Genomic DNA, 19,611 nt, shown 5'->3' with positions numbered 1-19,611 from the left:
TGCTTGCGGCACAGGTGCGTCGTCACAGTGACCGAATATTCGCGCATTCACATCCATAAATCTTAATCATCAAAAGGAGGAATTCATGACCACGACTCCGAGAATCTGGCGCATTTTTCAGCAGGCCAATACCACCGATACCGGCACCACTGCCGACGATCAAACCGGCATCAAACTGGTCGGGCTTGCCAACGGTAACTTCGTTGCACTGTGGGAATCCAATACAGACGACGGCGCCGGTGCCGACAGCGGGACAGATATTATCGGCCAGCTTTATGATGCCGAAGGCAATGCCATCGGCAGCGAATTCCGCGCCAATCAGGGCTTCTTCGTAGATGATGAAGGCGATTTCACCGCCGCAGCCTTGCCGGGCGGCGGCTTCGTGATTGCCTACGAGGATACCGACGGCAGCGGAACGGCGATCCGATACAACATCCTCGACGCCAATGGCGTCAACGTCACGACGGGCACGATCGCGCCCGATCCGGGAGCGCAGGATCTCGGCGCGCCTTCGATCACAATCAATACGGACGGTAGCTTCCTCGTTGCCTATCAGCAACGAAATGTCGGCTCGAACACGGAAACGTTTGCGACGATCGTCGACACGGCCGGCGTCGCCGGTTCGCCGTTCCTGCTGCTGGCGGGCGGGCTCTCCAGCGATCTCGGCGCCAACGGCCAGCAGGTCGATGTGACGATGCTAACCAATGGGAACTACGTCATTATCGCCCGCCAGTTCAACGGCGACAACGGTTTCAACATGCGTATCGTCAACTCGACGGGCGGCAACGTTCTGGGCTTCACCGAAGTCTCGAACACGCTCGGCGATGGCGAAACGGACGTTGCACCGGTAGTGACCGCGCTATCGGGCGGCGGCTTCGTCGTCGTCTGGCAGAACACCGATGCCAGTGACACGGATGTCCTGTTCCAGCGTTACGATGCTGCCGGCGTTGCGCAGGGTGGCCAGGTCAATGTCGATGACGACAGCGGCACGGACAACGACCGTACTCCCGATGTCGTCGGCCTGAGTGACGGTGGTTTCGTCGTCGTCTGGGATAACAATGAAGCCGGCACGATCGCGCTGAAGCGGTTCAGTGCAACCGGCGTCCTCGTTGGCACCGAAGAAATTGTCGTCAGCGATGGCGGCGGCGTCACTCACGATACCCCCACCATTTCGCTGACGGACGACGGTCGCCTGCTTGTCGGTTGGACGGCCAATTCCGGAGGCGACAACGACGTCCAGTTCGCGATCTACGATCCCCGCGAAGTCACCATCACGGGTGACGCAACGGGCGAAGTCATCACCGCCTTCGCGGATGGCGGAACGGTCGATGCCGGTAGTGGAAACGATACCCTCTTCGGCAGTGCTTTCGGCGACACGCTACGAGGTCAGGACGGCGCCGACACGATCCATGGACGTGGCGGCGACGACCTGATCGAAGGTGGCTTCGATGGCGATACAATCTTTGGTGACGACGGCAACGACACGATCTTCGCCATGACACAAGCTAATCCCAGTGGATCGGGCGTTTCCGATACAATCTCCGGCGGCAACGGCAATGATACGATCACCGGCTCCGGTGGCGGGGATATTATCAATGGGGATGCAGACGACGATCGGATCACTGGCGGCTTCGGCGTTGACGATCTCGATGGCGGAACCGGCTTCGACACCTTCGTCTACAATACCGGTGAAGCTGAATTCGGCGAAACGATCGACGGTGGTGCCGATGCCGACAGGGTGCTGGTGCAGACGGATACGAGCTTCGTCGATGCGACGTTTATCAATATCGAGGAAATTGAGATCGATGCAAACGGTGTCGGCCCGCGGGTCGTCACGATTGCCGCTGCGCAGATTGGAAACGGTCTCGCCAACAACCTGGTCGTCGACTTCGCCGCCATCGGCAGTGCCGACCAATTCATCGTCGAGTTGGGGGCTTCGACAAGTGTCGACCTGTCCCAGTTGCAGATTCAGGACTTCGATGCAGCCGGTACGGAAAACGACCGGATCATCGTAAACGGCAGCACGGGTAACGATACGATCCGCGGCACAACCTTCCGCGACGAACTGTCGGGTGGCGACGGCAATGATGTGCTCAACGGCGGCCTCGGCAACGATGCCTTCGACGGCGGAGCAGGTGCCGATCGGGTCACCTACATCAACTCGGCGGCGGGCCTCACGGTCAACCTGGCGGATGAGGGCCAGAACACCGGCGAAGCTCTGGGCGATACCTACATCTCGATCGAAAACCTGGCCGGTTCCACCTTCAACGATAACCTGACCGGCAACTCGGGCGCCAACCTCATCCTCGGTGACGCCGGAAATGACGTGATCAACGGCCTGGATGGCGATGACACCCTGTTCGGGCAGGATGGCAACGACACCCTGACCGGCGGCGTCGGAGCCGATACGCTGAATGGCGGCAACGGCACTGACCGTGCCAGCTACGAAGCGGCGGCCGCAGCCGTTGTCGCTTCCCTCACCAGCCCTGCCGGCAACACCGGCGACGCTGCGGGCGATACCTACAACTCGATCGAAAATCTGGCCGGTTCCGCCTTCAACGATACGCTGACAGGCAATTCAGGTATTAACCTGATCCTGGGCGGAGCGGGCAACGATACCATCATCGCCCTGGCCGGTGACGACACCCTGTTCGGTCAGGATGGCAACGACACCCTGACCGGCGGCGTCGGCGCCGATACGCTGAACGGCGGAAATGGCACCGACCGCGCCAGCTACGACACGGCGGCCGCCGCCGTTGTAGCCTCGCTCACCAGCCCTGCCGGCAATACCGGCGACGCTGCGGGCGACACCTATAACTCGATCGAGAATCTGGCAGGCTCCTCCTTCAATGACACGTTGACCGGCACTTCGGACGTCAACCTGATCCTGGGTGGCGCGGGCATTGATGTCATCTTCGGCTTGGCTGATGCCGACACACTGTTCGGACAGGATGGTAACGACATCCTGGTCGGCGGCGCCGGGGCGGATACGCTGAACGGCGGCAACGGTACTGACCGTGCTTCCTACTCCACCGCTGCTGCCGCAGTGATTGTCTCGCTGACAACCCCAGCAAGCAACACCGGTGAAGCGGCCGGAGATGTCTATAACTCGATCGAGAACCTGTCCGGATCTGCCTTCAACGATACGCTGACCGGTGACAGTTCGATCAACGCCCTGCTCGGCGGCAATGGCAATGATACGCTGAATGGTCGGCTGGGCAACGACACGCTGACCGGCGGCGGCGGGAATGATAACTTCCTGTTCAATACAACGCTTGGCGCCACCAACGTCGATACCATCACGGACTTCGACGTCGTCGGAGACACGATCCGGCTGGACGATGCGATCTTCAACGCCATCGCCGGCGGGACGGGAACCCTGTCTGTTGGACAGTTCGTCGCGAATGCGAGCGGTACTGCCGCCGATGGCAACGACCGCATCATCTACGAAACCGATACCGGCAACCTGTTCTACGACACCAACGGCAACGCGGTCGGCGGTTCGACACTGTTTGCCAATATCGGCGCAGGTCTGGGTGTTACCAACACCGATTTCGTTATCGTGTAAGTATTTTCTTACGCGAGTCGATAAATGAAGACGCCGGGAGTTCTGCTCCCGGCGTCTTCATCTGCATCTGCCGACAACCACATGCTCTGCAACGATTGAACCACATCAAGCCGCGCAAACTTCTGATCCCTTTCTGCTTCAGATCACTTTCTCAGGACGACGAACCACCTGATGAACGGGAGAAGCGTGAGCAGGGCGATTTGCGGTCTGCGTGCAAAGACCGGCAGCGATATGGGCGATGCCATTGGCTACCAGAATGGCATGCTCGTTGACCTGGGGCAGTCCCATCAATTCGCCGAAGGTGCCGCGCGCCAAGGGGCCGGAAATGAACAGGTCGGAAATGCGGCGGCCGTGACGATCAAGGGCGAGACTTTCATCATCACACGCAAGACCGAGCCCGGTCTCGTCAAGCTTGAGAAAGCCGGCATCCGCCAGTTCCGACAACCATGCCTGACTTGCCAGAATCCCACCATGCGCCGGGCCGGTGGTGACGATGACCGCATCATGATCCCCTTGCACGAACCCGCCGCCACGCCGGAAAAGGCGCACAGAGATCGTTTCCCCCCGCCGTTCGACATCAGTAATCGAAGCGGCGAGCAAACAGATTTGGCCGGACGACAGCCCCCGATCGATGACCTGTTCGAGCTGCGGCGCGATACGGAACCGATGCACATCCCAGAAGGGGCGGAGATGCCGGACGAGGCGGCGACGCTCGCGGATCGGCAAGCGTCTCCAGATATAACCGCCCTGGCTTCGTAGCGCATCCAGCACCGCATGCCATGTCAGGCCTTCCGCATTGGCTTCGCGGATTGTCGCTCGCACGCGACGCAGCAACGAGAGAGCGGTCCGCGCGGGGTCAGAAGAGAAGTCACCATAGGGCTCCTGAACCGCGGTTGTATGGCCGCGCGAGCGCAGTCCTCGACGAGAGAAAACGGTAATCAGCCCCCTGTGCCCACCGAGATGAAGCGTTGAGATGATATCCGCCGAGGTTAATCCGGCTCCAACAACGAGAACGCGGTCATCGGGCCGGATAGCCGCAAGGGCCCCCGCAACGGTCGGATCGGGAACATAACGGGGATGCCCCGACAAGGCGCGGTCCAGGCTCTCGGGCGCCTGCGGTGCGGGATGGCTGGTGGCGATCACGACAATATCCGCACGGAGCTGATGACCGTTTTCGGCGCTGACGAGCCAGCCCGCCTGCTGCCGCTCGACCCGGATGACACGGCTCTTTTCGTGCCGAATGACACCGCTGGTGAGATGCGGCTGGACATAATCGCTGACATAGCGGCCGAAGACGCCGCGACGGGGATAAAGCTTTCCATCATCCGCCAGCGCGCCCTCATCCCGTGAAATCTCGTCGTTCCGATCCAGCCATTCCAGGAAATGGTCGTCATTGCCGATCACCAAACTCATGCGGCTGGCGGGGACATTGACGCGGTGGGCGTCATTGTCCGTATCGTAGGCCAGCCCCCGGCCGAGATGATCGCGCGGCTCGAAAACGACGATCTTTCCATTCCCGAAAAAGGGATGGCGAGCCAGGTGGGCGGCAACGGCAGCTCCACTGAAACCACCGCCGACAATCGCAACGGTCAATCCTGTTTCACGATCTGCCATGCATGCTCCCTGTCAGCGCCCGCGTCCCGTCATTCAGGACTGCGAAACCTTGAGTTTCGGCCGATGGTCGCCGGCGATGGTCTCACCGAACGGCCCGGTATTCGCGCTTGCGCCCTTGAGTTTGACGGGATTGTTCAGCGGCAGGTTGGGCAGGACAAGCTCGCCGAACGAATACGCTTCTTCCAGATGAGGATATCCGGACATGATGAAGGTGTCGATGCCGATCTGGCGATACTCCTCGATCCGGGCCTTGACCTGATCGGGATCGCCGACCAGCGCCGTGCCGGCGCCGCCACGCACGAGACCAACGCCCGCCCAGAGATTGGGGCTGATTTCCAGCTTGTCGCGACGGCCGCCATGCAGCTGGCTCATCCGGCTCTGGCCGACCGAGTCCATGCGGGCAAAGACCTTCTGGGCGGCCGCAATAGTATCGTCGTCCACGTACTGGATCAGCGAGTCAGCCGCCGCCCAGGCTTCCTTGGCCGTTTCTCGCACGATAACATGCAAGCGGATGCCAAAGGTAATCTCGCGGCCTTCCTGCTCAGCCAGTGTCCGCACCTCGGCGATCTTCTTTTCCACGTCCTCCAGGCGCTCACCCCAGGTCAGGTACTTGTCGATCGTGCGGGCCGCGATCTGCTGGCCGACGCCGGATGAACCACCGAAATAGAGCGGCGGATGCGGCTGCTGATGCGGCGGGAACAGCAGCTTGCCGTCCTCGATGTCGAAATGCTTGCCCTTGAAATTGACGTCCTCGCCGCGCAAAACCGCCTTGTAGATGTTCAGGAATTCCTCCGTCACCTCGTAGCGATCCTGATGCGAGAGATGGATGCCATCCCCCTTGTTCTCGACGGGATCACCGCCGGTCACGACATTGATCAGCAGCCGGCCTTCGGAAATACGATCGAGCGTCGCGGTCATGCGCGCCGCCAGTGTCGGCGAAAGAAGACCCGGGCGGACAGCCACGAGGAACTTCAGCTTCTCGGTCAACGGCGCCAACGCCGAAGCCACAACCCAGCTATCCTCACAACTCCGGCCCGTCGGAATGAGCACCCCGTAATAGCCGAGCGCATCCGCACCTTGAGCAATCTGCTTCAGATATTTGAGGTCAACGTTGCGCCCGCCGACGGAGGTGCCCAGATAGCGGCTGTCACCATGTGTCGGCAGGAACCAGAGAACGTCGATCTTTTCGGGAACGAGGGACATGGGCAAAAAAACTCCATTCTTTCAAAATGATGGCAAGATCATTGATGAACTGGATTGTATCGAATGCGCCAGATCATTCAAAACAATATAATCTATAAAATTAGTTGACAATGGAAAAATCGGCATGCAGGCTTTGGGAAATTGAGGTGTTTCGCCGCCCCGCAGGACGCGAACGCCTGTCCGTTTTCAGTGCCGAAAAGGAAGGCCCATGACCCTTGCACTCAGAACAAGCGATGTTCCCGCTGCATCCGTAATTGCATCCGCCGTCGAAGATCTCACGCTGAAACTGGCCATGCGGCGCATGTCCGGCGGCGTGTCCGTCATCACCGCCGGCCGGGGCAATGACCGCACCGGCGCCACCGTCACTTCAGCGACGGCATTGTCGGTCGAGCCGCCGACGATGATCGTCAACATCAACCGGACGTCGTCGAGCTACCCGGTCATCCAGGCCAACGGTCATTTCTGCGTCAACATCCTCTCCGGAGACCATCAGCACATTGCCGACCGCTTTGCCGGAAAGGGCGGCCTGAAAGGCGCTGACCGTTACCATGGTGCCGAATGGACGACGCTTGCCAGCGGCGCTCCCGTTCTGCTGGGCGCCCTTGCCGCCATCGACTGTGAAGTCGAGGAAATCATCGAGCGCCACAGCCACGGCATCATCATCGGCCGCGTCGTGTCGATAGTTGCGGGCGACGGACATTCGCTGGTCTACAACAATGGCCAGTACGGACGCTTCCTCGCACAGCTTTAGTCGCCAATGTTCAACGGTTGAACCCGTCAGCCGTTGAACTTTAGAACACCGTTGCGAAAAGACAGACATTCAGAGAACAATATATCTGCATTATTTATATAGACTAAGTGATGTTTAGGGTGTGATGTTTCCGAAATCACATCCTGGGGGATCCGGGCCGGAAACAGAAGTTGAACCACGGCAGGAGGATCATCATGTCCATTACAAGACGTCTTTTCGTAACGGTGGCCGCGGCTGCCGTCCTTATCGGCTCCAATCTCGGTCTGGCGAACGCCGCCGACGTAACCGTCAATATCGGCTACCAGCCGATCGTCGAGCCCTCCCGCGTTCCGCAGGCCGACGGCACCTACGAGAAGGTCACGGGCGCTAAGGTCAACTGGCAGAAGTTCGATGGTGGCGCCGACGTGATCGCGGCCATCGCATCGGGCTCGCTCGATATCGGCTATGTCGGCTCCTCGCCGCTCGCCGCTGCAGCAAGCCGTGGCCTCGGCATCGAGACGATCTTCGTCGTCGGCCTGATCAGCGAGGCGGAAGCACTTGCCGTCAAGGGCATCACCAAGCCGGAAGAACTGGCCGGCAAGAAGATCGCAACGCCGTTCGTCTCGACCGCCCATTACAGCCTTCTCACCGCCCTGAAGCACTGGAATATCGATCCGAAGTCGGTCGAAATCCTCAACCTGCGCCCGCCGGAAATCGCCGCTGCCTGGTCGCGTGGCGATATCGATGGCGCCTATGTCTGGGATCCGGTCCTGGCCGAGCTGAAGAAGTCCGGAACCGTTCTGGCGACCTCCGCCGACGTTGCCGAGTGGGGTGGCCCGACATTCGACGCCTGGGTCGTCAGCAAGACATTTGCCGAAGCCCATCCGGACGTCGTCACAGCCTTCGTCAAAGTGACCGGTGACGCCTATGCCGCCTACAAGGCCAATCCGGATGCATGGAACGGCACATCCGCCGAAGCCGAAAAGATCGCCAAGCTGACGGGCGCCAAGCAGGACGAAGTTCCGGCCCTGCTCAAGGGCTATTACTTCCCTTCGCTCGACGAACAGGCAAGCGACAAGCTGCTCGGTGGCGGTGCGGTCAAGGCCGTTGCGGAAACTTCGGCCTTCCTGCTCGAACAGGGCAAGATCCCGTCGGTCCTGCCGGATTATGCACCCTATGTCTCGACCCGCTGGGTCAAGGACGCAGCAAAGCTGTCGTTCTGAGATCGATGAACGCCGGGCGCTCAGAGCGCCCGGCCTTTCCCTGCGAAAGGTTTCGCCGTGAGTACACTGACCTTTGAAGGCGTTTCGCTGGAATACGGCACATCGGGCGCAATCCCGGTTCTCGATGCCATCAACCTCGGCATCCGATCCGACGAATTCGTCGCCGTCATCGGCCGTTCGGGTTCCGGAAAAACCAGCCTCCTCAATCTCGCCGCCGGTTTTCTCACGCCCAGCAAGGGCCGCATCGCGATCGATGGCACTCCCGTCACCAAACCCGGTGCCGACCGCGCCGTGGTCTTCCAAGACGACGCCCTCTACCCTTGGCTCGATGCGCGCGACAATATCGCCTTCCCCCTGCGCCTGCGTGGCACGCCGGAGGCGGAGCGGCACCGGATTGCGGACCAATTGCTCGCCCATGTCGGCCTGCCGGGCGCTGGAGACAAGAAAATCTGGGAACTCTCGGGCGGCATGCGCCAGCGTGTCGGCATTGCCCGGGCGCTCGCCTCCAAACCGCAATTCCTGTTGCTCGATGAACCGCTGGGCGCGCTCGATGCGCTGACCCGTGAAAAGCTGCAATCCTTCCTTCTCAACGTCTGGGCCGAAAGTGGCGCCGGCGTCATGCTGATTACCCACAGCATCGAAGAAGCCCTCTTCCTCGGCACCCGGATCGTCGTTCTCTCGCCCAATCCCGGCCGGATCGCCGCCGATATCCCGGTATCCTTCGGACGTGCCCTCCTCGCCGGAGAACAGGCGCGGACAATCAAGAAGTATCCCGAGTTCCAGACGCTTCACGACACGCTGACGGACCTCATTCACGACACACGGATGGACAACGCCGCATGACATTTCCGACGGAAACCATGGGCGCCACCGGTGCCATTCCGCACACGAGCGAGCGCGATCCGAAAACCCCGCGCGGCGCGTCCACCGGCCTGATATCCGCTGTGACCATCACCGTGCTTCTGACCGTCTGGTGGGCGGCCTCGTTTTATCAAGTCGTATCGCCGATCTTTCTGCCCTCGCCCGCCACCGTTGCCGTTTCGCTCGTCAACCTTGTCACCACCGGCTTCGTGGATTCGACGCTGGCGCAACATACGCTCGCGAGCCTGCTGCGCATCTTCGCGGCACTGGCGGCTTCCGTTGCGATTGGCATTCCCGTCGGGCTGGCGATCGCGACGAGCCGGATCGGCAAGGGAATTTTCGATCCGATCGTCGAGTTCCTGCGCCCGTTGCCGCCGCTTGCCTATCTTCCGCTGATCATCATCTGGGTCGGCATCGGGGAAACCTCGAAGATCGTCGTCATCTCGCTCGCCATGCTTCCGGCCATCATTCTGTCGACTGTTGCTGGTGTGAAATCCGTCTCTGCTGACCGGGTGAACGCCGCCCGCGCGTTCGGCGCCACGCCGGCCCAGGTATTGCGCCATGTAACGCTGCCGAGCGCCCTGCCCTCGATCCTGACCGGCGTGCGGATCGCGCTCGGCGCCGGCTGGTCAACGCTGGTCGCGGCGGAACTGGTCGCGGCGACGCGGGGTCTCGGATTCATGATCCAGGCAGCGGCACAATTTCTGGTGACTGATGTCGTCATCGGCGGCATTCTTGCGATCGCGGTGATCGCTTTCCTGCTGGAGACCATTGCCCGGTTGATCGAGCGCCGTTTCGTTCCTTGGGGTGACCGGCTGTAAAGTACAGTGGCGCCGAGATTCAAACGCCCGATACGTTATGGAAGCAGTCGCCTGTCTCTGACCAATCCGCGAAAGGCGCGATGCGATGCCATTTCCGGCAATCGCCCGGCAAACCCCGCCGGGCGATTGCGCTTGAAGAGCGACAGGAATCCATAGCCATTCGTCCAACGGCCAAAGCCGCTCGCAACGTTGATATGACCGGCATAGCCGAGATCGATCAGATCGCTGCCCCAAAGCGAGGCATAACGCCGGCACTGCTCGAACGGCATGTAGGGATCGTTCAGGCTACCGATCAGCAGGCTGGGAAATGGGAGGCGCTTTTCCGGCATTTCCCCAAAATCGATGGCATCCGGATGAAGCTGCTCAGTCCTATCGAGATGACAGGGCGCGACGAGCAGTGCGCCACGGATTTTTTCCGCAGACGCCCGGCCGGCGAGACGCGCGGCCAGCAGACAGCCAAGACTATGCGCCACCAGGATAACGTCTTCCGATACATCCAGCCTGTCTTCCAGACGCGCCAGCCAGGTATCGAGGTCTGGCCTCTCCCAGTCATCCTGTTCGACAAATTCTGAACCCGGATTGTCGTTCAACCAATGCTGCTGCCAATGATCCGGTCCCGACCCCATATACCCCGGCAAGATGAGTGTACGCGTCACGGCGTGGAACTCCTGAAGAACAAGCGGAGAGTGGCCGCGACCGCGCAGTCTGTTGGAGATGCCCAATAAGCGCCCACTCATATTGTTCACAACTATGAAGGCGGCAAAAAACTTCAGTAAGAAAAGAAAATTCAATATCGATAAAATCGATAGAATATGCTGCCTTCAAGTCGATTGACCTATGCTGCACTCATTGTCCACCCTGAGAGGATTGGAAGCGTTTATGGCAACTGTGTCACATTTCTCCGAGCGTGCCCGCCCTGCGGCACACAGGCTCAAGACGGAAGAAGAGGCCCTGGATGTGGCCCGCCAGCTGGCAATCACCTTCGCCGAACGCGCCAGCGAGCGGGATATCAACCGGATCATTCCCTACGAGGAGATGGATCTGCTGGCGCAATCCGGCCTGCTTGGCATTACCGTGCTGGATGAATATGGCGGCGCCGACGTTTCCAACGCGGTTCTCGCCGAGATCATCGCAATCCTGTCGGAAGCCGATGGCTCGATCGGCCAGATCCCGCAGAACCATTTCTATATTCTCGAGGCGCTGCGCACGGATGGCAGCGAGGAACAGAAGAAGTTTTTCTTTGCCCGTGCGCTCGCCGGCGACCGCTTCGGCAATGCCCTGTCGGAAACCGGAACGAAGACGGTCGGCGACTACAACACGCGCATCACTGAGGACGGCATCGGCTACCGGATCAACGGCCGCAAGTTCTATTCGACCGGCGTGCTTTTTGCCGAATGGGTTACCGTTTTCGCGCTGGACAGCGAAGATCGGCTGACCATGTCCTTCGTGCCGCGCAACACCGAAGGCCTGCAGATCATCGACGACTGGGACGGTTTCGGCCAGCGCACCACGGGCAGCGGCACGACCGTATTGCAAAACGTCTACGTCAACGCCGATGCCGTCGTGCATCATCACAAGGGGTTCGAGCGGGCGACGACAATCGGTTCCGTCGGCCAGATCATCCATGCTGGCATCGACCTCGGCATCGCTCGCGCAGCCTTCAGGGAAACCGTGGATTTCGTCCGCAACAAGGCACGCCCCTGGATGAACAGCGGCGTCGAGCGCGCGTCACAGGATCCGCTGACGATTTCAAAGATCGGCAATCTCGCCATTCGCCTTGATGCGGCATCCGCCCTCGTCGAACGCGCCGGGCACAAGGTCGATATCGCCCAAGTGAACCTCACGCCCGAAACCGCGCTTGAGGCGACGCTTGCCGTCGCCGGCGCCAAGGTGCTGACCACCGAGATCGCGCTGGAAGCCACCAACACCCTGTTCGAACTTGCCGGCACGTCCTCAACCAAGGTCGGCCTCAATCTCGACCGCCACTGGCGCAACGCCCGCACTCATACCCTGCACGATCCCGTGCGCTGGAAGTATCACGTGGTCGGCGATTACCATCTCAACGATACCGTGCCGCCGCGCAACGGTGCCCTTTAGTACCGCCTCCCGAACCGATTGCAGGAACGAACATGAGCCGCGAAATCCGCCTGAACGCCTTCGACATGAACTGCGTCGGTCACCAGTCCCCAGGCCTCTGGACGCATCCGCGCGACCAGTCGCACAAATACAAGGATCTCGATTACTGGGTTCATCTGGCCAAGACTCTAGAGCGCGGCAAGTTCGACGGCCTGTTCATAGCCGACGTGCTCGGCGTCTACGACGTCCTGAACGGCAATACAAATGCAGCGCTGAAGCATTCCGCCCAGGTTCCCGTCAACGATCCGTTGCAGCTCGTTCCAACCATGGCCTATGTCACGGAACACCTGGGCTTCGGGTTGACGGCATCGCTCTCGTTCGAGCATCCCTACACGTTCGCGCGACGGATCTCGACACTCGACCATCTCACCAAGGGACGCGTCGGCTGGAACATCGTCACCTCCTATCTCAATTCCGGTGCCCTCAACATCGGCCAAGCACAACAGGTCAAGCATGACGACCGCTACGACGTCGCCGAGGAATATCTGGAGGTCTGCTACAAGCTCTGGGAAGGCAGTTGGGAAGAGGACGCGGTCGTGCGCGACCGGGCAACCGGCATCTTCACTCATCCGGAAAAGGTCCATCCGATCCGCCATGAGGGCCAGTATTTCAAGGTTCCCGGCATTCACCTCAGCGAACCCTCACCGCAGCGCACGCCGGTGCTCTATCAGGCGGGCGCGTCGAGCCGGGGCAAGGATTTCGCCGGCGCCAATGCGGAATGCATCTTCGTCGCGGCACCGTCCAAGCCGGTGCTGAAGCGCTATGTCTCGAATGTCCGCGAAGCCGCCGAACGCGCCGGCCGCAACCCGCGCGACATCCTCGCCTTCAACCTGCAGACCGTCATCCTTGGCGAGACCGATGCGGAGGCGAAGAAGAAGTTCGACGAGTATCGCAAGCACATTTCCTACGAGGGCGCACTGACCCTGATCTCCGGCTGGACTGGCATCGACTTCGGCCAGTTCGCGCCAGACGAGCCGCTGCGCCATCGCTACACCAACGCCGTCCAATCCGCCGTCGAGACCTTCACCACGATCGATCCGGACAAGGTCTGGACCGTGCGCGAAATGGCCGACTGGGTCGGCATCGGCGGCTTCGGCCCCGTCTTCGTCGGCTCGCCGCAAACGGTCGCCGACCTCTTGCAGGAATGGGTTGAGGATACCGATGTCGATGGCTTCAACCTCGCCTATGCCGTGACGCCGGAAACCTTCGAGGACACGGTCGATCTGCTGGTGCCGGAACTGCAGAAGCGCGGCGTCTACAAGAAGGACTATACCAAGGGCACCCTGCGCGAAAAACTGTTCGGCCAGGGTCCGCGGCTTCAGGCCCCACATCCGGCCGTCAATTTCCGCGATCTTTCGGGACGGGACACGCGGATTGCTGCGGGGCAGAATTGAGACCTTGGCTTGTCGTTTGCGGAAACGGAAAGCCAGATTCTCAGCAAAACGGATTCGCTTACATGCGTCCGCTGGTCATCTCACCAATCAGTTCAGGGATACCTTCCGCGACTTCCTCTGGATTCGGATTTTCCACTAGGCGCTCAAGATTTGGGGACAAGTCTTGCAACAAATCTGCTGGTAGCTGTCGTACAATCAAATCAAGACAGAAGTATTTTTGTGTCGCATCATCGCCGTTCAGTATTTTTTTCAATGAAGGCACGATAGGCTCGCCTAACAGCACAAGAAAATCTGCCATGGGTTTGGCAACCGGCCAATTGCCATCTGCTGTCCAATCGAGGAGCTGATCCAAGATCGTCATTACCGAAGCAGGATCGACATCCTGGAGATTTTTGACTGCACGAAGGTCGTGTTTGCTTTTGGGTATTAAGTTTTCGGCCCCGTTCATGGTGCTAGCTCCGTACGCGAAGTCTAAGATATCAACGCGGTGCGAGCGGGTATAGCCATGTCTCGCGGTATCAAGCAACACGTCAGTATCTTGACGGAAGGGTACGTTACCCGTTGCGTCCAGGCACATGATGGCCAAATGATTCCGTAAATTCCACAGCAAACAAAAAACCTCGGCAAGCTCACCTCCCGAGGTCTTTATCTGCAATTTGGGAAACCGAAGCGGATCAGCTTACATCAGCTGTAAAGGCTGACCTCCGGAATCCGGTCGTTCAGCGCAAACTCGCCGACTTCGCGCGCCTTGTAGAAGACCGGGTCGTGCAGCGTATGTGTCCTGACATTGCGCCAGTAGCGGTCGAAGCCGTAGCGGGCCGCCGTGGCGCGGGCGCCCATCAGTTCGAACACCTTCGACGTGATGTCGAGGGCGACATGGGTGGAATGGACCTTGGCCTCATAGGCGGCGATTGCTGCCTCGCCGCGCTGCCGTTCCGTCACGGACTTGCCGCGTGCCAGAGCGTCCTTGACGATACCGGCCGCCTGGTCGGCGAGCGCGACGGACGCCTTCAGCGTCGAGCAGTATTCGCCGATCCGTTCGAGAATGTAGGGATCTTCGGAAGCCTTATCGACACCGGAGGTAACCCAGGGCCGAGTTGTGGTGCGGACATAGTCGAGCGCGGCGGCCAAAGCGCCTTCCGCCGTTCCGAGATAGAAGTTCACGAAGACAAGCTGAATGAACGGAGTGTTGAATGTCGCCAGTACCGGCGGCTTGTCGGTGGGGTCGGCGAGTGGCTGGATGAAATCATCCTGCGAGACCGGGAAATCGCGGAACTCGACGCTGCCGCTATCCGACAGGCGCTGGCCGATATTGTCCCAATCGTCATTGGTGATATAGCCCGGCCGGTCGGTCGGGATGACGAAATTGGCGACCTTACCATCGATCGTGGCGTTGACATTGATACGGTCGGAAACGCGCGCACCGGTTGAGAAGGTCTTGCGGCCGTTCAGCACATACCCGTCGCCCTTTCTGGTCAGCACAAGACCAGGATCGCGCGGATTGACCGCTGCACCCCAGTAGAGATTGCGGGCCACCGTCTCGATGCCGAGTGCCTTGGCCTTGGCCGGGTCGGACGCCCCCCAGTAGATGTACTGGCTGTTGACATAGTGATAGCCGAGCAACTGGCCGATCGAGCTTTCGCCGCGTGACAGGATACGCACGAGCTTCAGGGCATCGACCCAGTCGATCCCGCTTCCGCCGATCTCGCGGGCATGCAGGGCGTTCAGAAGCCCGGCATCCTTCAGCGTTTGAATTTCCTCGATCGGCGGCCGCCCGGCGGCGTCTAGCGCCGCGCCGCGCGCGGTGAGATCGGCCGCAATCTCTTCCGCCCGGGCAAACAAGCCGGCCAGTTCATCTTCATACCTCGGGCTGCGCAGGACTTGCACGTCGCTCATTGCCTGTATCTCCATTTGTCCTTGAAAGCGGAAAGGCGACCGGCAGCAATCGCGGTGATCCACCCGCTGCCGGTCGCATCAGATGGCTCAGTAGAGCTTGGCGGGGATCCAGTCGGCGGTGACAGCGTCGCTCTCGCTGAACGCCGGCACCTTGGCCGCCAGTTCCTCGATCGTCTTGACCCCCGCTTCACGCAGTTGCGCCTGCGTCAGCAGCGCCGGCTTCACGAGGATCTGGGACGGAACCTCCTGCCCTGCGATCTGCAACGCCACGGCGCGAACCGAGACAGCACCGACAACAGCCGGATTGGTCGCCACGGTGGCGACCCAGGGGCTGCCTTCCTCGGTGATCTCCTGGATATCGGCGGTGGAGACGTCGGCCGAATAGATCTTGAGCTTGTCCGACACGCCGAGATCGGCGGCGGCGAGCTTCACGCCACGGGCGAACTCGTCATAGGGCGCGAAGACGACGCTGATGTCGGGATTGGCGGTGAGGACAGCCTTCGCCTGGTCGGCGGTGCTCGTCGCGGTTGTATCGTTGACCACGCCGAACTTCGCCTTTTCGACGACACCCTTGTTGTCGGCCTTGAACTTTTCCCAGACCTCGTTGCGGCGGTCGAGCGGTGCAAAGCCTGCAACATAGGCGTAACCTGCATTGAAGCTGGTGCCATTGTCCTTGACCACTTGCTCCAGCGCGAGGCGCGACAATTCGTGGTCGCTCTGCTCGACCTGCGGAATGGCCTTGTTGTTGAGGTTCACGTCGAACGCCACGACCTTGATGCCGGCATCAATCGCTTGCTGCGCCACATCACTGATCGCTTCCGGCTGGCCGTGGTCGATCACGATGCCCTGGACGCCGAGATTGATCGCTTGGCTGATCTGCTCGCGCTGCTCGGCGGCATTCTGCTTGCCCGGGAAGATGCGCAGGTCGATGCCCAGCGCCTTGGCCTGCGCTTCGGCTCCAGCCTGATAGGCCTGGAAGAAATCGCCACCGGAAATATAGGCGATCAGCGCCACCTTGACGCCACCCTTGTCGAACGGCGCCGGCGCGCCGGCGAGCCCGTCGGCCTGGGCGGCGCCCATGAGACCAAAGGTGATGAATGCCGCGGATGCCAATCCCTTGAACAGATATCGCATTGTTTGATCCCTTCTTGATCGCTTGCGAACAGCGTCGATCCGCCTCCGGATCCGGCTTCTTTAATTTATATATTTTATGGATTTTATGGATAAATATGGACTTCTGTTTTTCCGGCCTGCCGGAGAAATTCCATCCGCGAATAGGCCGCGCGGAAGAACGGTCCAATCTTCCCGCCGCCGATGACATTGATGCCCCGCAAATCCCAAAGGCCTTGCTTACCCCGAACGATTTTGCCGTTTTGACCGGCAAGTTTGGAAAGCCGTTTCGAGACATCGCAGCAGATAAGTATAAAATACATAAACTGTATAGACAATTTCAAGCCTTGGTTCGCAGATGCCGCTTTTGAAGATCGACCGACTGAGCCGCTCGTTCGGGCCAACCCGCGCGCTTGCCGGTGCGAGCCTCGAATTGAACGCCGGCGAAATCGTTGCCCTGATGGGAGCGAACGGCGCCGGCAAATCGACCCTCGTCAACATCCTCTCCGGCACGCTGGACGCGGATAGCGGCGTCATCGCGCTTGCCGGTCGGCCCTATGCTCCAGAATCCCCCGCTGAAGCGGCCGATGCGGGCGTGGTTACGGTACATCAATCGACGGACCGGGTCGGTGCGCCGGGCCTGAGCGTCGCGGATGCGTTATTGCTCAACGGCTATGCGGACGGCTCCGCACCGTTCTTCCTCAACCGCCGCTCGATCCGCAAAAAGGCACAAGACATCCTCACCCAAGCCGGTTTCGACCTGCCGCTGGATCTCGATTTCGCCGACCTGCCGGCCGCCGACCGGCAACTGGTGGCGATTGCCCGCGCTGTCGCGCGCAAGGCGTCCGTGCTCATTCTCGATGAGCCGACCGCCAGCATTTCCGGCCCGGAATCCGAGCGGCTCTATGCAATCCTGAAACGCCTGCGAGGCGAAGGCCTCGCCATCCTTTATATCTCGCACCGGATCGCCGACCTCGAGGCGCTCGCCGACCGCGTTGTCGTGCTGCGCGGCGGTCAGGTTGTCGGCACTTTCAATCGGCCCGTCGATTTCGACACGGCCGTCGAAACAATGATCGGCCGCTCACTACGGTCGGCCCGGCCGGATGCGCGCTTGCCTGTCGGCGCGCCGATCTTCGAAATGCGGGATATCAGCCTCATCCCCGGCGCCAAGCCGTTCGACCTCGATCTTCATGCCGGCGAAGTCGTCGCCATATCCGGAGTGCTGGGTGCCGGGAAAAGCCGTCTTCTCTCGGCGATCTTCGGCAATGCGGCGCTGGCCGGCGGCACGATGCGTCTTGACGGCAGACCCTACGCGCCCGCTTCGGTTCGTGCCGCCATCGACGCCGGAGTCTTCATGGCCGCCGAGGACCGGCACCGCTCCTCGCTGATGCCCGCCGACTGGCCGGGCAGTTCTCTCGCGGCAACGATCAGCCTGCCGCATCTCGCCAAATGGTTTTCCTCGGGTCTTCTGCTCGGAGGGCGGGAACAGGCTGAGGCCGAACGGGCCATTCACCGGCTGGGCATCCGCGCGTCCGGCCCGAATGCCGCAATGGCTTCGCTCTCCGGCGGCAACCAGCAGAAGGTCATCCTCGGCCGCTGGGACGTCGAGCCAAGCCGCCTGCTGCTGCTCGACGAACCGTTCCAGGGCGTCGATGTCGGCGCACGCCACGATATCATCACGGCCATCCGCGCCAATACGGAACGCGCCACGCTGATCGCCACATCCGATCCGGAAGAAGCGCTCGAAGTCGCCGACCGCATCCTACTCATCGATCACCATACGCTGGGCAGTGCGCGCCCGGCACCGTCCCCTAGTTTCGAGGCAGCCCACTGATGACATCGATCGAAAACCAAGCATCCACCGTCGGGGCAGCCAAACCCAGGATCGCCTTGGAACAGCTTCGCACGACCGTCCGCAACAGCGCGGTGTTCATCCTGCTGGCGGTCCTGATCGTCGGTTTCACCATCGCCGAGCCTGCTTTCATCAATCTCGCCAACCAGATGAGCATCCTGCAGGCCGTCTCCGTCGTCGCCATCCTCGGTGCCGGCGTGACGGTGACACTGGCCGTCGGCGGCTTCGACCTGTCGATCGGGGCGGTGGCCGCGTCCAGCGTCATGGCGGCAAGTTATGCGATGATTGTGCTCGGCCTCGATGTCTTCACGACAGTGCCGCTGGTGCTGGCCTTCGGCGCCCTTGTCGGCCTGTTCAATGCCTTCCTCATCGTTCGCCTGCGGGTGCCGGACCTTTTGGCGACACTGGCGGTGATGTTCCTGCTGACCGGGTTGCAGCTGATTCCAACGGCAGGCCGGTCGATCTCCGCCGGCCTCATCCTGCCCGATGGGACGACCGCGACCGGCGCCTACGATCCCGCTTTCCTGCGCATCGGGCGCTCGACCCTGCTGGGCGTGGTGCCGACCCCGGTCGTGATCATGATCCTGATCGCCATCGCGCTCTATATCCTGACGGAACATACCCGCATCGGCCGCCTGCTGTTTGCCACCGGCGGCAACGAGGTGGCGACGCGGCTGGCCGGCGCATCGGTGCCGCGCCTCAAGACGCTGGCCTATGTGCTCTCCGGCACGCTCGCCTCCCTCGGCGGCATCATCATCGCCGCACGCGTCGGGCGTGGCGATATTTCCTCCGGCGGATCATTGCTGATGGATGCGGTGGCCGCCTCGCTGATCGGTTTCGCCGTCCTCGGCCTGCGCCGCCCCAATGTCTTCGGCACGATCGTCGGCGCCGTTTTCGTCGGCATCCTGCTAAACGGCCTGACCATGCTGAACGCACCCTATTACACCCAGGATTTCGTCAAGGGTGCCGTCCTCGTCGGAGCCTTAGCGCTGACCTATGGGCTTGGCCGCAATACGCGCTGAACCAGACAGTAGTACATAAATTCAGTAGAAAATTGATTTGCGCTTGCTGATATGGGCAGAAGTTTTTTCCCGCATTGCGATGCACAAAACATAATCATCCTTCGCTTATGTTTTGTGCATTTGCGATCTTGATACCCAGAGACGAACTTTACTCGCCTCTGATCTTATCCTCCCCGGACTA

General features: G+C 60.7%; 16 protein-coding genes. 10 read left to right on the top strand and 6 right to left on the bottom strand.

The genetic code is table 11. From position 1 onward, the window contains the following. The first annotated feature begins 85 nt into the window (after positions 1–85). A complete protein-coding gene (locus ASG68_RS31420; protein ID WP_062609875.1) occupies positions 86–3,568 on the top strand; it encodes a beta strand repeat-containing protein in 3,483 nt (1,160 codons plus the stop codon). A gap of 138 nt (positions 3,569–3,706) precedes the next feature. Here ASG68_RS31420 and ASG68_RS14065 read toward each other — a convergent pair whose 3' ends face one another. After that, positions 3,707–5,182 (bottom strand): FAD/NAD(P)-binding protein, encoded by a 1,476-nt coding sequence (locus ASG68_RS14065; RefSeq protein WP_082478433.1) that lies wholly within the window; start codon positions 5,180–5,182, stop codon positions 3,707–3,709. 33 nt (positions 5,183–5,215) lie between these two features. Then, positions 5,216–6,385: an FMNH2-dependent alkanesulfonate monooxygenase gene (gene ssuD, locus ASG68_RS14060; RefSeq protein ID WP_062583800.1), complete on the bottom strand. Its 1,170-nt coding sequence runs from the start codon at positions 6,383–6,385 to the stop codon at positions 5,216–5,218. A 208-nt stretch (positions 6,386–6,593) separates the two neighbouring features. On the opposite strand from ssuD, the gene ASG68_RS14055 reads away from it, so the two are divergent. The 4 genes from ASG68_RS14055 to ASG68_RS14040 all read left to right on the top strand — a co-directional run bounded on the left by ASG68_RS14055 (position 6,594) and on the right by ASG68_RS14040 (position 10,020). Then, on the top strand, positions 6,594–7,136 hold the full coding sequence (locus ASG68_RS14055) for a flavin reductase family protein (protein ID WP_062583799.1): 543 nt from the start codon (positions 6,594–6,596) through the stop codon (positions 7,134–7,136). A gap of 194 nt (positions 7,137–7,330) precedes the next feature. Next, the gene (gene tauA / locus ASG68_RS14050) at positions 7,331–8,338 is read left to right on the top strand and encodes a taurine ABC transporter substrate-binding protein (RefSeq protein ID WP_062583798.1); all 1,008 of its coding nucleotides are present in this window, start codon (positions 7,331–7,333) and stop codon (positions 8,336–8,338) included. Positions 8,339–8,395: 57 nt separating this feature from the next. Further along, positions 8,396–9,181 (top strand): taurine ABC transporter ATP-binding protein, encoded by a 786-nt coding sequence (locus ASG68_RS14045; protein ID WP_062583797.1) that lies wholly within the window; start codon positions 8,396–8,398, stop codon positions 9,179–9,181. Further along, positions 9,178–10,020 carry an ABC transporter permease subunit gene (locus tag ASG68_RS14040; RefSeq protein ID WP_082478432.1) on the top strand — a complete coding sequence of 281 codons (843 nt, stop codon included), beginning with the start codon at positions 9,178–9,180 and terminating at the stop codon, positions 10,018–10,020. The genes ASG68_RS14045 and ASG68_RS14040 overlap by 4 nt, the downstream gene beginning before the upstream one ends. Before the next feature lie 35 nt (positions 10,021–10,055). On the opposite strand, the gene ASG68_RS14035 is transcribed toward ASG68_RS14040, so the two are convergent. Then, entirely contained in the window at positions 10,056–10,676 is a 621-nt protein-coding gene (locus ASG68_RS14035; RefSeq protein ID WP_062603282.1) for an RBBP9/YdeN family alpha/beta hydrolase, read from the bottom strand. 223 nt (positions 10,677–10,899) lie between these two features. Here ASG68_RS14035 and ASG68_RS14030 point away from each other — a divergent pair, with 223 nt between their 5' ends. Together ASG68_RS14030 and ASG68_RS14025 are read left to right on the top strand one after the other, a co-directional pair. Further along, positions 10,900–12,117 carry an SfnB family sulfur acquisition oxidoreductase gene (locus tag ASG68_RS14030; RefSeq protein WP_062583796.1) on the top strand — a complete coding sequence of 406 codons (1,218 nt, stop codon included), beginning with the start codon at positions 10,900–10,902 and terminating at the stop codon, positions 12,115–12,117. 32 nt (positions 12,118–12,149) lie between these two features. Further along, positions 12,150–13,550, top strand: a complete 1,401-nt coding sequence (locus tag ASG68_RS14025) for an LLM class flavin-dependent oxidoreductase (RefSeq protein WP_062583795.1) — start codon at positions 12,150–12,152, stop codon at positions 13,548–13,550. A 58-nt stretch (positions 13,551–13,608) separates the two neighbouring features. Here the strand turns inward: ASG68_RS14025 and ASG68_RS14020 are convergent, their stop codons facing one another. The 3 genes from ASG68_RS14020 to ASG68_RS14010 form a co-directional block, all read right to left on the bottom strand. Then, positions 13,609–13,998, bottom strand: coding sequence for a DUF5071 domain-containing protein (locus tag ASG68_RS14020; protein ID WP_162243583.1), 390 nt, complete (start codon positions 13,996–13,998; stop codon positions 13,609–13,611). 236 nt (positions 13,999–14,234) lie between these two features. Further along, the gene (locus ASG68_RS14015; RefSeq protein WP_062583793.1) at positions 14,235–15,446 is read right to left on the bottom strand and encodes an acyl-CoA dehydrogenase family protein; all 1,212 of its coding nucleotides are present in this window, start codon (positions 15,444–15,446) and stop codon (positions 14,235–14,237) included. A gap of 87 nt (positions 15,447–15,533) precedes the next feature. Continuing rightward, complete coding sequence (locus ASG68_RS14010) at positions 15,534–16,580, bottom strand: substrate-binding domain-containing protein (RefSeq protein ID WP_062583792.1); 1,047 nt, start codon at positions 16,578–16,580, stop codon at positions 15,534–15,536. Between ASG68_RS14010 and ASG68_RS31415 the strand changes: the two genes are divergently transcribed. From ASG68_RS31415 to ASG68_RS13995, 3 genes are read left to right on the top strand one after another with little or no spacing between them, the layout of a single operon-like run. Continuing rightward, on the top strand, positions 16,580–16,927 hold the full coding sequence (locus ASG68_RS31415) for a hypothetical protein (RefSeq protein ID WP_156373856.1): 348 nt from the start codon (positions 16,580–16,582) through the stop codon (positions 16,925–16,927). The two genes, ASG68_RS14010 and ASG68_RS31415, sit on opposite strands and share 1 nt — an antisense overlap. Continuing rightward, the gene (locus ASG68_RS14000) at positions 16,915–18,390 is read left to right on the top strand and encodes a sugar ABC transporter ATP-binding protein (protein WP_062603245.1); all 1,476 of its coding nucleotides are present in this window, start codon (positions 16,915–16,917) and stop codon (positions 18,388–18,390) included. Before ASG68_RS31415 ends, ASG68_RS14000 begins: the two co-directional genes overlap by 13 nt. Beyond that, complete coding sequence (locus ASG68_RS13995; RefSeq protein WP_062583789.1) at positions 18,390–19,430, top strand: ABC transporter permease; 1,041 nt, start codon at positions 18,390–18,392, stop codon at positions 19,428–19,430. Before ASG68_RS14000 ends, ASG68_RS13995 begins: the two co-directional genes overlap by 1 nt. Positions 19,431–19,611: the final 181 nt, after the last annotated feature.

The organism is Rhizobium sp. Leaf453 (assembly GCF_001425605.1).
GTDB lineage: Bacteria > Pseudomonadota > Alphaproteobacteria > Rhizobiales > Rhizobiaceae > Pararhizobium.
The sequence above is the reverse complement of the archived record's forward strand: the minus strand, read 5'-3'. Positions and strand labels throughout refer to the sequence as shown.

Bases quoted from the DNA above. Each gene is read 5' to 3' on its own strand.
- ASG68_RS14065 (WP_082478433.1), bottom strand. From the start codon at position 5,182: ATGGCAGATCGTGAAACAGGATTGACCGTTGCGATTGTCGGCGGTGGT.
- ASG68_RS14030 (WP_062583796.1), top strand. From the start codon at position 10,900: ATGGCAACTGTGTCACATTTCTCCGAGCGTGCCCGCCCTGCGGCACAC.
- ASG68_RS14010 (WP_062583792.1), bottom strand. From the start codon at position 16,580: ATGCGATATCTGTTCAAGGGATTGGCATCCGCGGCATTCATCACCTTT.
- ASG68_RS14055 (WP_062583799.1), top strand. From the start codon at position 6,594: ATGACCCTTGCACTCAGAACAAGCGATGTTCCCGCTGCATCCGTAATT.
- ASG68_RS14015 (WP_062583793.1), bottom strand. From the start codon at position 15,446: ATGAGCGACGTGCAAGTCCTGCGCAGCCCGAGGTATGAAGATGAACTG.
- ASG68_RS14000 (WP_062603245.1), top strand. From the start codon at position 16,915: ATGCCGCTTTTGAAGATCGACCGACTGAGCCGCTCGTTCGGGCCAACC.
- ASG68_RS31420 (WP_062609875.1), top strand. From the start codon at position 86: ATGACCACGACTCCGAGAATCTGGCGCATTTTTCAGCAGGCCAATACC.
- ASG68_RS13995 (WP_062583789.1), top strand. From the start codon at position 18,390: ATGACATCGATCGAAAACCAAGCATCCACCGTCGGGGCAGCCAAACCC.
- ssuD (WP_062583800.1), bottom strand. From the start codon at position 6,385: ATGTCCCTCGTTCCCGAAAAGATCGACGTTCTCTGGTTCCTGCCGACA.
- ASG68_RS14040 (WP_082478432.1), top strand. From the start codon at position 9,178: ATGACATTTCCGACGGAAACCATGGGCGCCACCGGTGCCATTCCGCAC.
- ASG68_RS14020 (WP_162243583.1), bottom strand. From the start codon at position 13,998: ATGAACGGGGCCGAAAACTTAATACCCAAAAGCAAACACGACCTTCGT.
- ASG68_RS14025 (WP_062583795.1), top strand. From the start codon at position 12,150: ATGAGCCGCGAAATCCGCCTGAACGCCTTCGACATGAACTGCGTCGGT.
- tauA (WP_062583798.1), top strand. From the start codon at position 7,331: ATGTCCATTACAAGACGTCTTTTCGTAACGGTGGCCGCGGCTGCCGTC.